The sequence below is a fragment of the Mitsuaria chitosanitabida ATCC BAA-476 = NBRC 102408 genome (assembly GCF_001598255.1).
In the GTDB taxonomy this organism is placed as follows: Bacteria; Pseudomonadota; Gammaproteobacteria; order Burkholderiales; family Burkholderiaceae_C; genus Roseateles; species Roseateles chitosanitabidus.
In genome coordinates, this window is sequence record NZ_BCYP01000018.1 from 350,653 (window position 1) to 362,652 (window position 12,000).

The 12,000-nt window shown below is 68.9% G+C and carries 8 protein-coding genes; 7 read left to right on the forward strand and 1 reads right to left on the reverse strand.

Going from position 1 to position 12,000, the window contains the following annotated elements:
• Positions 1-16: 16 nt before the first annotated feature.
• Positions 17-1,411 (reverse strand): signal recognition particle protein, encoded by a 1,395-nt coding sequence (ffh, locus tag MCHT01_RS12390; protein WP_067065617.1) that lies wholly within the window; start codon positions 1,409-1,411, stop codon positions 17-19.
• 48 nt (positions 1,412-1,459) lie between these two features.
• On the opposite strand from ffh, the gene MCHT01_RS12395 reads away from it, so the two are divergent.
• The 7 genes from MCHT01_RS12395 (at position 1,460) to MCHT01_RS25650 (ending at position 11,953) form a co-directional block, all read left to right on the forward strand.
• Positions 1,460-2,293, forward strand: a complete 834-nt coding sequence (locus tag MCHT01_RS12395) for a cytochrome C assembly family protein (RefSeq protein ID WP_067065618.1) — start codon at positions 1,460-1,462, stop codon at positions 2,291-2,293.
• A 94-nt stretch (positions 2,294-2,387) separates the two neighbouring features.
• On the forward strand, positions 2,388-2,663 hold the full coding sequence (locus tag MCHT01_RS12400; RefSeq protein ID WP_067065619.1) for a PP0621 family protein: 276 nt from the start codon (positions 2,388-2,390) through the stop codon (positions 2,661-2,663).
• Positions 2,664-2,674: 11 nt separating this feature from the next.
• Positions 2,675-4,414, forward strand: coding sequence for a sensor histidine kinase (locus MCHT01_RS12405; protein WP_067065620.1), 1,740 nt, complete (start codon positions 2,675-2,677; stop codon positions 4,412-4,414).
• Positions 4,404-6,023, forward strand: a complete 1,620-nt coding sequence (locus MCHT01_RS12410) for a sigma-54-dependent transcriptional regulator (protein ID WP_067065621.1) — start codon at positions 4,404-4,406, stop codon at positions 6,021-6,023. Before MCHT01_RS12405 ends, MCHT01_RS12410 begins: the two co-directional genes overlap by 11 nt.
• 629 nt (positions 6,024-6,652) lie before the next feature.
• On the forward strand, positions 6,653-9,589 hold the full coding sequence (locus MCHT01_RS12415) for a ribonucleoside-diphosphate reductase subunit alpha (protein WP_067065622.1): 2,937 nt from the start codon (positions 6,653-6,655) through the stop codon (positions 9,587-9,589).
• Positions 9,590-9,906: 317 nt separating this feature from the next.
• Positions 9,907-11,070 (forward strand): ribonucleotide-diphosphate reductase subunit beta, encoded by a 1,164-nt coding sequence (locus tag MCHT01_RS12420; RefSeq protein ID WP_067065623.1) that lies wholly within the window; start codon positions 9,907-9,909, stop codon positions 11,068-11,070.
• A 226-nt stretch (positions 11,071-11,296) separates the two neighbouring features.
• Positions 11,297-11,953 (forward strand): histone, encoded by a 657-nt coding sequence (locus MCHT01_RS25650; protein WP_084452474.1) that lies wholly within the window; start codon positions 11,297-11,299, stop codon positions 11,951-11,953.
• Positions 11,954-12,000 lie beyond the last annotated feature (47 nt).

Below are 12,000 nucleotides of genomic sequence, written 5' to 3' on the forward strand. Positions count from 1 at the left end.
GGATCGGACCCGCCGATCACATCGGGAAGCCGCCGCCTCCGCCGCCCATGAGGTTCTTCAGGCCGCCCATCTTCTTCATCATCTTCATCAGACCGCCGCCCTTCATCTTCTTCATCATCCCCTGCATCTGGTCGAACTGGTTCAGCAGGCGGTTGACCTCCTGGATCTGCACGCCCGCGCCGGCGGCGATGCGGCGCTTGCGGCTGGCCTTGGACTTGCCGTCCATCAGCAGCGAAGGCTGGCGGCGCTCCTTCGCGGTCATCGCGTTGAGGATGCCTTCCATGCGCTTCATGTCGCGCTCGGCCTTGTCCATGTCGGCGGCGCCGGCCTTGGCGGTCATCTGCGTGGGCAGCTTGTCCATCAGGCCCGACAGCCCGCCCATCTTCTTCATCTGCGAGATCTGGGCCAGGAAGTCGTTCAGGTCGAAACCGTCACCGGACTTGAGCTTCTCGGCCAGCTTCTGCGCGGCCTCGACGTCCACGCCCTTCTGGACTTCCTCCACCAGCGCCACGATGTCGCCCATGCCCAGCACGCGGCCGGCATGCCGGTCGGCGTCGAAGACCTCCAGGCCGTCGATCTTCTCGGACACGCCCGCGAACTTGATCGGCGCGCCCGTGACCTGCCGCACCGACAGCGCCGCGCCACCGCGCGAGTCGCCGTCCAGCTTGGTCAGCACGATGCCGGTCAGCGGGAGCGCTTCCTTGAAGGCCTTGGCGGTGTTCACCGCGTCCTGACCCTGCATGGCGTCGACGACGAACAGCGTCTCCACCGGATTCAGCGTCGCGTGCAGGTCGCGGATCTCGGCCATCAGGGCCTCGTCGATCGCGAGACGGCCGGCCGTGTCGACCAGCAGCACGTCGAAGAAGTGGCGCTTGGCGTGGTCCAGCGCGGCCAGCGCGATGTCGTGCGGCTTCTGGTCCGGGGCGGACGGGAACCATTCGGCGCCGGCCTGCTTCGTCACCGTCTTGAGCTGCTCGATCGCGGCGGGGCGGTACACGTCCGCGGACACCGTCAGCACCTTCTTCTTGCGCTTCTCGATCAGGTGCTTGGCGAGCTTGGCGGTCGTCGTGGTCTTGCCGGCGCCCTGCAGACCGGCCATCAGGATGATGGCGGGGGGCTGGGCGGCCAGGTTCAGGTCGGCCACGCCTTCGCCCATGGTGGCGGCGAGCTCCTTGTGGACCACCGAGACCAGCACCTGGCCGGGGTTCAGCGAGCCCACGACCTCCTGGCCGAGCGCTTTCTCCTTCACCCGCGCGATGAAGTCGCGCACCACCGGAAGCGCCACGTCGGCCTCCAGCAGCGCCATGCGCACCTCGCGCAGCATGTCCTGCACATTGGACTCGGTGATGCGGGCCTGGCCGCGCATCGTCTTCACGAGCCGGCTCAGTCGATCGGTCAGGGTGGAAGCCATCGTATTGGCGCCCCTGATAAGAGGGGCGCGCGTCATTACACTTTGCGGATGATTTTATCCGTCGCCTCCGCCGAGCCCAGCGGGCAGCTTCTGGCCGTCCTCAGCGCCACCGGCGCGCTGGCCTACGCGGCCGCCGCGGTCTGGGCCAGCCGCCAGCCTCGCACCTGGCGTTCGGTGCTGGTGCTGGCCTGGGTGCTGCACCTGGCCGCGTTGATCGTGGACGTCGGCGGCATCGGCGCCGCGCCCGTCAATGGCGGCCACGCGGCGCGCTTCGGCTTCGCCCCGTCGTTGTCGATGACGATCTGGCTGGTCACCGGCGTCTACCTGGTCGAGAGCCGCTTCCTGCCGCTGCCTTCCGCGCAGCGGCTGCTCAGCGTCCTGGGCCTGATCGTCATGCTGCTCGCCTGGATGTTCCCGGGCGAATACCGACCGCAGGCGGGCTCGCCGCTCGCGCCGCTGCACTGGGCGATGGGCCTGGCCTCCTACGGCCTGTGCGGCGTGGCCGTGATGCATGCGGTGATGCTCAACCGCGCCGAGCGCCAGATGCGCGCGCAGAAGGGGCAGGGCGCGCCCGTGCTCGGCACGCCGCTGCTGCGGCTGGAGCGGCTGACCTTCCAGTTCGTGACCGCCGGCGTCGTGGTGCTGTCCCTCGCGCTGCTGCTGGGCGTGGCCTTCACGCCGCACTGGAAGTGGGACCACAAGACGCTGTTCGCCGTGCTGGGCTGGGTCGTGCTGACCGGCCTGCTGACCGGCCGCCGCGTGTTCGGCTGGCGCGGCAAGCGCGCGACGCGCTGGCTCTATTTCGGGGCCGGGCTGCTGCTGCTGTCCTATGCCGGCTCGCGCTTCGTGCTGGAGGTGATCCTCCAGCGCCCCTCGCCATGAGCCGCGTTCGCGGGCCCTGCGGCGCGACCGCCATGCCCACCGATTCTTTCGCCCGCGTCGACCGTCGACGCTTCTCAGCCCTCCGCTCCGCACCGTGATCAAGCTGCTCTTCTGGATCGTCCTGCTGGCGGTTGTCGCCTTCATGCTCGGCTTCAAACGGGGTAGGCCCGAGGCGCCGACGCCGCGTCGCGAGGCCCCGCCCGCGCCGCCCGCGCCGGCCGGCCCCGAGTCCATGGTGCGCTGCGCCGAATGCGGCACGCATCTGCCCGCCAGCGAGGCGCTGCCCGGTCGTGGCGGCGCGTTCTGCAGCACCGAGCACCGCAGCGCGCACGAGGCGCGGCTCGAGTCCTCGCGCGGCGACCGGACCTGATCCGCCCTCGCATGCCCGCCCCCGACCCGACCCTCGGCGCCATCAGCGCCGGCACCGTCCAGCGGCTCTACCGCGCCTTCATGGGCGCGCGCGCCGCGCTGGGCCTGGCCGTGCTGGCGACGCAGTCGCTCGCGGGCCTGATGGGCGCGCGCCCGGCGGGCTGGGTGGCGCTGCTGTCGCTGATCTACGGCGTGCAGGCGGTGCTGGCTTGGCTGCTGCCGCGCTGGTTCGGCGGCGGCGACGCGCCACCCAAGGACCGGCCCGGTCTCACCACGCGGCAGATCGTCTTCAGCATCGGCGTCGACGTGATCCTGTTCAGCCTGCTGCAGCTGCACGAGCCCAGCGGAACCTACGGCGCGCTGTTCTTCATGCCGGCGCTGATGGGGGGCGCGCTGCAGCCGCGGCTGCGCGCGCTGGGCATTGCCGCGCTCGCCAGCCTGGTGCTGCTGGGTGTCGGCGGCTGGGTGGTGCTGATGGGCCACGAGGGCGGTCTGCGCCTGAGCCAGGCCGGGCTGCTGGGCTGCGGCCTGTTCGTCGTCACTCTGCTGGCCAACGAGATCGCCGGCCGCCTGGCCCGCGAGGAACGTGCCGCGCGCGGCAGCCTTGAGTACGCGCGCCAGCAGGCCGACCTCAACCGCCTCGTGATCGAGGAGATGGAGGAGGGCGTGGCCGTCGTCGACCGCCGTGGCCTGGTGCGCACCGCCAATCCGGCCGCGCGGGGGCTGCTGGCCGAGGGGGCCTCGCTGCGCGCCGGTCCGTTCCGCCTGGATGCCACGCCCGCGTGGCTGCCGCTGCTCCGTGCGATCGAGCGCGCCTTCGGCGGCGAGCACTGGCCCGAGGCGGGCCGTGACCTGTTGCTGGACTTCGGCCGCGGCTCGCAGCGCTCGCTGCGCGTGCGCATGCGCTTCACGCTGCGGCCGCTCGACGGCGACGACCTGTGCGTGCTCTTCCTCGAGGACAACCGCCTGCTCGAGGCGCGCAACCGCCAGGAGAAGCTGGCCGCGATGGGCCGGGTCTCCGCCGGCATCGCGCACGAGATCCGCAACCCGCTGACCGCGATCGCGCAGGCCAACGCGCTGCTCGCGGAGGACTGTGCCCAGGACCCGCGGCTGGAGCCGCTCACCCGCATGGTGGCCTCCAACGTGGAGCGGCTGAAGCGGCTGGTGGACGACGTCATGGAGGTCGCGCCCGGCATCGCGCCGGTGGCGCTGACGCTCACCGTCGCGCCGCTGCTGCGCGAGTACGCCGCCGACTGGGCCACCACCCAGCGCCTGCCCGAGGGCGAGGCCAGCCCGCTGCGCCTGGAGCTCGGCAGCGAGACCTCGACCGTCAGCTTCGACCCCGAGCATCTGCGCCGCATCCTGATCAACCTGCTCGACAACGGCCTGCGCCATGCGCATCCCGGTCCGGCCACGCTGCGCGTGCAGCAGACGGAGGAGGGCGACTGGGTGCGACTGTCGGTCTTCAGCCGCGCGGACCCGATCCCGGCGGAGGTCGAAAGACACTTGTTCGAGCCGTTCTTCTCGACGCGCAGCCGGGGCTCGGGTCTGGGCCTGTACATTTGCCGCGAACTCTGCGAGCGCTACGGGGGCAGCATCGCCTACCACCGCGTCGAGACCGGTCCGGCCGCGGGCGCCAACGAGTTCCGGGTGCTGCTCCCGCGGCCGGCCTCGCCGGCGGCGGTGCTGGCCTCCATTCCCTCCCCCGGCCCGGATTCCCATTTCCCCGATACCGAACTCCATGAGCGCTGATCCCCGCCTGCTGGTCGTCGACGACGAGCCCGACCTGCGCACTCTCTACGAGATGACGCTGCTGCGCGAGGGCTACACGCTCGACAGCGCCGGCACGGTGGAGGACGCGCTGGAGCTGCTGGGCGCGCGCCGCTACGACGCGGTCATCACCGACATGCGGCTGCCCGACGGCAGCGGGCTGGACATCCTGCGCTGGCTCGAGCAGCAGGGCCGCGGCGAGCGCGCGCTGGTGATCACCGCCTACGGCTCGGCCGAGAACGCCGTCGAGGCGCTCAAGGCCGGCGCCTACGACTACCTGACCAAGCCTGTCGACCTGCGCCAGTTCCGCATGGTCGTCGCCTCGGCGCTGGGCCGCGCGCCCAAGAGCGAGGAATCGGCGCCGCGCGCCTTCGCGTCCGCGATCGCGGCCGCGCCGGTGCCGTCGCCATCGGCTGGAGCGGCCGCGATGCCGGCGCCGATCACCCCTCGCGCCGCGTCCGCCGAACCGCGCAAGCCCGCCGTCGAGAAGCGCGCGCCCGCGTCCGCCGAGGCGCGCGCGGCCGGCACCTCGTCGGCGCTGGATCGGCTGGTCGGCGACTCCGCCGCGATGCGGCAGGTGCGCGAGCTGATCGGCAAGGTGGCCCGCAGCATGGCGCCCGTGCTGCTGCACGGCGAGTCCGGCACCGGCAAGGAACTGGTCGCCCGCGCCATCCATGACGTCAGCGCGCGCCGCCCGCAGCCCTTCATCGCGGTCAACTGCGGCGCGATCCCGGAGCAACTGCTCGAGGCCGAGTTCTTCGGCTACCGCAAAGGCGCCTTCACCGGCGCCAGCGAGGATCGCGAGGGCTTCTTCCAGGCCTCCCACAACGGCACGCTGTTCCTCGACGAGATCGGCGACCTGCCGCTGGCGATGCAGTCCAAGCTGCTGCGCGCGCTGCAGGAGCGCTCGGTGCGGCCGGTCGGCGCGGTGGCCGAGATGCCGGTCAACGTGCGGCTGCTCAGCGCGACCCACAAGGACCTCGCGGCCGAGGTCGCCGCGGGCCGCTTCCGCCAGGACTTGTATTACCGGCTCAACGTGATCCAGATCCGCGTGCCGCCGCTGCGCGAGCGCATGGAAGACCTGACCCCGATCAGCACCCGCATCCTGGAGCGCATCGCCGCCGATGCCGGCGTCTCGCCGGTGCCGCGCCTGACCGCGTCCGCGCAGTCGACGCTGTCGCGCTACAGCTTCCCCGGGAACGTGCGCGAGCTGGAGAACCTGCTGCACCGCGCGCTGGCGCTGTCCAGCGGCGACAGCATCGACCTGGCCGACCTCGGCCTGCCCGACAGCGTGCTGGGCACCGACGCGGCATCGGGCGAGTCCGCCTTCACGGCCCTGGACGCCGCCCCCGGCGCGGGCGCCGAGGCGGCACCGGACGCGCACCTCCCGCCCGAGCTGCGCGACGGCAGCCCGCTGCCCCGGGACCTGGCGACCTACCTGGACGAGGTCGAGCGCCGCATCCTGCTGCGGGCGCTCGAGCAGTACCGCAACAACCGCACGGCGGCCGGCGCGAGCCTGGGCCTCTCGCTGCGGCAGATGCGCTACCGCATGGCGCGGCTGGCGATCTCCATCGGCGGCGACGAGGCCTGAGCCGGCCCCGGCCCTGGCCGGGATCGGCGCCCACCCGATCCTTGTTCGATCCCCGGTTTCCCCCGGGCGGATGGCCCGCTCCTCGCCCGCGCAGGGCGCAGGGCGACCATGACCCCACCGCCCCGGCGGCTACGGGAAGGTCCTAGTTCGGGCTTGTCCTGATCCCTGGGGACACCCGCGCCGGGATGTCATCAAACCGCCATCGGCGACAGCGCAGCGGGCATGGGCTCTCGCGGGCATTTCGGTCCGCCAGACCGCGCCAATCCTCGCGCTCCGGAAGCGATGCGCGCATCCATCGGGGCTGTGCGCCGACGGCCTTTGCGGCTAGCCCAGCAGGTGTGCGGAGTCAAGCCGTGACGGCACTAGCGGTAGTTCCTTGAAGGTGGCGCGACCACTAGATATAGTGTTTTGCATGCTATCCTGCGGCCTTCGCAAACCGGCGATGAATGCTCCAACAGAAGTCTTGTTCCCGCCCGCGGCGACCCCCTCGCCGGGCTTGGACGCACAGTCCACGGCGCATCCGCAGCATCGCGAACACCACCTGACCCCCTGACCGTCGGGCCCACTGCTTACCAACCGGGCCGGGCGCAGCTTTTTTGTTTTTCGACACCAGAACAGACGAGGATCCCATGCAGACAGTCGCCGCCACACCGACCGCTGAAACGGGCCTGGCGCAGACTCCGCGCGAGTCCGCTCCCGTTGCCGCCAGCTTCCCGCAGCACCAGATCATCCGCCGCAACGGCGCGGTGGTGCACTTCGAGCCGAGCAAGGTGGCCGTGGCGATGATGAAGGCCTTCCTCGCGGTGCACGGCACCAGCGGCGCGGCCTCCGCCAGCGTGCGCGAGACCGTCGACGCGCTGACCGAGTCGGTCGTCAAGGCGCTGGTGCGCTCGCGTCCGGGCGGCGGCACCTTCCACATCGAGGACGTGCAGGACCACGTCGAGCTGGCGCTGATGCGCGGCGGTCACCATGAAGTGGCGCGCGCCTACGTGCTGTACCGCGAGCGCCGCACGCAGGAGCGCGCGGCCCAGGGCGAGCAGCGCCAGGCCGCCGTGCTGGAGTCCGGCATCTCGGTGACCGAGAACGGCGTGCGCGTCCCGCTGGACCTGAACAAGCTGTCCGCGCTGATCGTGTCGAGCTGCGAGAACCTGGGCGCCGACGTCAAGCCGGACCCGATCCTGGCCGAGACCAAGCGCAACCTGTATGACGGCGTGCCGATCGACGAGGTCTACAAGGCCGCCATCCTGGCCGCCCGCACGCTGATCGAGAAGGACCCGGGCTACACCCGCGCCACCGCTCGTCTGCTGATGCACACGATCCGCAAGGAGATCCTGGGCGCCGAGTACACGCAGGCCGACATGGCCACCAAGTACGCCGACTACTTCCCCGGCTTCATCAAGAAGGGCGTGCAGGCCGAGCTGCTGGACGAGAAGCTGCAGCAGTACGACCTGGCCAAGCTGGGCGCGGCGCTGAAGGCCGATCGTGACCTGCAGTTCGACTACCTGGGCCTGCAGACCCTGTTCGACCGCTACTTCCTGCACGTCGACGGCACCCGCATCGAGATGCCGCAGGCCTTCTTCATGCGCGTGGCCATGGGCCTGGCGCTGAACGAGATCGACCGCGAAGCCCGCGCCATCGAGTTCTACGAAGTCCTGTCGAGCTTCGACTTCATGAGCTCGACCCCGACGCTGTTCAACTCCGGCACCCGCCGCTCGCAGCTGTCGAGCTGCTACCTGACGACGGTGGCCGACGACCTGGACGGCATCTACGAGGCGCTGAAGGAAAACGCGCTGCTGTCGAAGTTCGCCGGCGGCCTGGGCAACGACTGGACCCCGGTCCGCGCGCTGGGCTCGCACATCAAGGGCACGAACGGCAAGTCGCAAGGCGTCGTCCCCTTCCTGAAGGTCGTCAACGACACCGCCGTCGCGGTGAACCAGGGCGGCAAGCGCAAGGGCGCCGTCTGCGCGTATCTGGAGACCTGGCACCTGGACATCGAGGAGTTCCTGGAGCTGCGCAAGAACACCGGTGACGACCGTCGCCGCACGCACGACATGAACACGGCGAACTGGATTCCCGACCTGTTCATGAAGCGCGTCATGGAAGGCGGCGACTGGACGCTGTTCAGCCCCTCGACCTGCCCGGACCTGCACGACCTGTTCGGCAAGGCCTTCCAGACTGCCTACGAGGCGTATGAGGCCAAGGTCGATCGCGGCGAGCTCAAGCTCTACAAGCGCATGCCGGCCCGCGACCTGTGGCGCAAGATGCTGACGATGCTGTTCGAGACCGGCCATCCCTGGATCACGTTCAAGGACGCCTGCAATGTGCGCAGCCCGCAGCAGCACGTCGGTGTCGTGCACTCGTCCAACCTGTGCACCGAGATCACGCTGAACACCAACGACAACGAGATCGCGGTCTGCAACCTGGGCTCGGTCAACCTGTCGCAGCACTTGAAGGACGGCCAGATCGACCAGGCCAAGCTGAAGAAGACGGTGTCGACGGCGATGCGCATGCTCGACAACGTCATCGACATCAACTACTACGCCGTCAAGAAGGCCCGCGACTCCAACCTGCGCCACCGTCCGGTCGGCCTGGGCATCATGGGCTTCCAGGACGCGCTGTATCAGCTGCGCGTGCCCTACGCCTCCGACGCCGCGGTGGAATTCGCCGACCGCTCGATGGAAGCCGTCTGCTACCACGCGTACTGGGCCTCGACCGAGCTGTCCGCCGAGCGCGGCCGCTACAGCAGCTATCGCGGCTCGCTGTGGGATCGCGGCATCCTCCCGATCGATTCGCTGGACCTGCTGGCCGAGGCCCGCGGCGGCTTCGTCGACGTGGACCGTTCGTCGTCGCTGGACTGGGACGCGCTGCGCGCCAAGATCGCCCGTGACGGCATGCGCAACAGCAACTGCGTGGCGATCGCGCCGACCGCGACGATCTCCAACATCATCGGCGTCGACGCGTCGATCGAGCCCTGCTTCGGCAACCTGTCGGTGAAGTCCAACCTGTCGGGCGAGTTCACCGTGGTGAACGAGCACCTGGTCCGCGACCTCAAGAAGCTGGGCCTGTGGGACGACGTGATGGTCATGGACCTCAAGCACTTCGACGGTTCGCTGCGCCGCATCGACCGCGTGCCCGAGGAACTCAAGCACCTGTACGCGACGGCGTTCGAAGTGGACACCGTGTGGCTGGTGGAAGCCGCCGCGCGTCGCCAGAAGTGGATCGACCAGGCGCAGAGCCTGAACATCTACATGGCCGGCGCGTCGGGCAAGCGTCTGGACGACACCTACAAGCTGGCGTGGCAGCGTGGTCTGAAGACCACCTACTACCTCCGCACGATGGGTGCGACGCACGCCGAGAAGAGCACCGTGCAGAACGCCGGCCAGCTCAACGCGGTGAGCAGCGGCGCGGGTGGCGTGAGCGCCGCGCCGGTCGCGGCGGCACCGATCGCAGTGGCGAGTGTTGCGCCGATCGCAACGTCGGCCGCGCCGGATCTCGGCGACGCGACGCCGGCGACGGACGTGACCTTCTGCGCCATCGACGACCCCGGTTGCGAGGCCTGCCAGTAATCGAAACAGGAGGTGTCCGCGTGTTCGGCGCCGACACCTCCGACGCTCGCGATGCGAGTGTTCATCGATGTTTGCGGCGATCTCCGGTTTTTCCGGAGGTCCTCGCAAGCGATCGATGAACGCTTGATCGGACAGCCGCTCCGGCTCCAGGCGCGCCACTCATCGGCGCGATGTCGCGCCCATCAAGAGGCGCGAAGCACACGGTCCCACGCGTCCAATGCGATGCGGACCAGCAACGGCGAAGCGGCGTCAAAGTCAAGAAGTCCTTTGTGTTTGAACACAACACTCCGATAATCCGCGACCATAGGAAGACCACCATGCTGGTTTGGGAAGAAGACCGTAAGCCCTCGAGCAACGCGCCATCGCACGGCGCACCGATCAACGCAGCAACTGCTCCAGTTGCGCGTGAGTCGACTGTCCCCGCCGCGGGCATGAGCACCACGTCTTCCGTCAGCGCCGACGCGCGCCGCGTCAACGTCGCCGACAAGCGCATCATCAACGGCCAGACCGACGTCAATCAGCTGGTCCCGTTCAAGTACAAGTGGGCGTGGGAGAAGTACCTCGCCACCTGCGCGAACCACTGGATGCCGCAGGAAGTGAACATGTCGCGCGACATCGCCCTGTGGAAGGACCCGAACGGTCTGACCGAGGACGAGCGCCGCATCATCAAGCGCAACCTCGGCTTCTTCGTCACCGCCGACTCGCTGGCCGCCAACAACATCGTGCTGGGCACCTACCGCCACATCACGGCCCCCGAAGCCCGCCAGTTCCTGCTGCGCCAGGCCTTCGAGGAAGCGATCCACACGCACGCCTATCAATACATCGTCGAGTCCCTCGGACTGGACGAGAGCGAAATCTTCAACGCCTATCACGAGGTGAAGTCGATCCGCGACAAGGACGAATTCCTGATCCCGTTCATCGACGCGATCATGGATCCCAACTTCGTCACCGGCACGCCTGAGAACGACCAGACGCTGCTGAAGTCGCTGATCGTCTTCGCGTGCCTGATGGAAGGTCTGTTCTTCTACGTCGGCTTCACGCAGATCCTGGCGCTGGGTCGCCAGAACAAGATGACCGGCGCGGCCGAGCAGTACCAGTACATCCTGCGCGACGAGTCGATGCACTGCAACTTCGGCATCGACCTGATCAACCAGATCAAGCTCGAGAACCCGCACCTGTGGACGCCCGAGTTCCGCGCCGAGATCAAGGCGCTGTTCCAGCAGGCCGTGGAGCTCGAGTACCGCTACGCCGAGGACACCATGCCGCGCGGCGTGCTGGGTCTGAACGCGGCGATGTTCAAGGGCTACCTGCGCTACATCGCGAACCGTCGCGCGACCCAGATCGGTCTCGAGGCGCTGTTCCCGAACGAAGAGAACCCGTTCCCGTGGATGAGCGAAATGATCGACTTGAAGAAGGAACGCAACTTCTTCGAGACGCGGGTCATCGAATACCAATCGGGCGGCGCCCTGTCCTGGGACTGAAGAGTCCCGAGCCAGAGCGACCCTCGAAGCACGTTTGTTTTTGAAGAAGAGATCAAGCTTGGCGATGCGAGATCCGACCGACGCAGAAGCGGCGGACACGCATCGCAACCTGATTCATCGCACCGCGGAGCGCAACTCCCGCGCGTCGTGGGCGATGAATACCTGCACTGGCATCAACCGGTTGATGACGGGCAGGGCTATTTCCACTTGATCAAGGAGAACTGAAATGGCAACTGCGAAGAAGGCCGCTCCGGCCAAGAAAGCCCCGGCCAAGAAGGCCGCTGTGAAGAAGGCCGCTCCGGCCAAGAAGGCTCCGGCCGCCAAGAAGGCCGCTCCGGCCAAGAAGGCAGCTCCGGCCAAGAAGGTCGCCGCCGCCAAGAAGGCTGCTCCGGCGAAGAAGGCCGCTCCGGCCAAGAAGGCCGCTGCCGCGAAGAAGGCTGCTCCGGCGAAGAAGGTCGCTGCCGCCAAGAAGGCTGCTCCGGCGAAGAAGGTCGTGGCCGCCAAGAAGGCTGCTCCGGCCAAGAAGGCTGCTGCTCCGAAGAAGGCCTCCGCTGCCAAGAAGCCGCCGATCAAGGTGGCTGCCAAGGCCGCCAAGCCTGCCGCGAAGCCGGCTGCCAAGAAGGCCGCCGCCAAGCCGGCCGCGAAGCCTGCTGCCAAGAAGGCCGCCGCCAAGCCTGCTGCGAAGAAGGCCGCTGCGCCCAAGGCCGCTGCCAAGCCGGCCGCGAAGCCCGCTGCCAAGAAGGCTGCTGCTCCGAAGGCTGCCAAGGCCGCCAAGCCTGCCGCTGCCCCGGCTGCCAAGCCTGCCGCCGCGCCGGCTCCCGCTGCCAAGACGGCCCTGAGCCCGCAAGCCGCGTGGCCCTTCCCGACCGGCAACAAGCCCTGAGCTTGAGCGCTGACCGGACCTCAGGGTCCGGTTTCGCGAAGCCCTCC

Coding starts and splice junctions, on each gene's coding strand:
- MCHT01_RS12395 (WP_067065618.1), top strand. CDS start 1,460: ATGATTTTATCCGTCGCCTCCGCCGAGCCCAGCGGGCAGCTTCTGGCC.
- MCHT01_RS12420 (WP_067065623.1), top strand. CDS start 9,907: ATGCTGGTTTGGGAAGAAGACCGTAAGCCCTCGAGCAACGCGCCATCG.
- MCHT01_RS12415 (WP_067065622.1), top strand. CDS start 6,653: ATGCAGACAGTCGCCGCCACACCGACCGCTGAAACGGGCCTGGCGCAG.
- MCHT01_RS12410 (WP_067065621.1), top strand. CDS start 4,404: ATGAGCGCTGATCCCCGCCTGCTGGTCGTCGACGACGAGCCCGACCTG.
- MCHT01_RS25650 (WP_084452474.1), top strand. CDS start 11,297: ATGGCAACTGCGAAGAAGGCCGCTCCGGCCAAGAAAGCCCCGGCCAAG.
- MCHT01_RS12405 (WP_067065620.1), top strand. CDS start 2,675: ATGCCCGCCCCCGACCCGACCCTCGGCGCCATCAGCGCCGGCACCGTC.
- ffh (WP_067065617.1), bottom strand. CDS start 1,411: ATGGCTTCCACCCTGACCGATCGACTGAGCCGGCTCGTGAAGACGATG.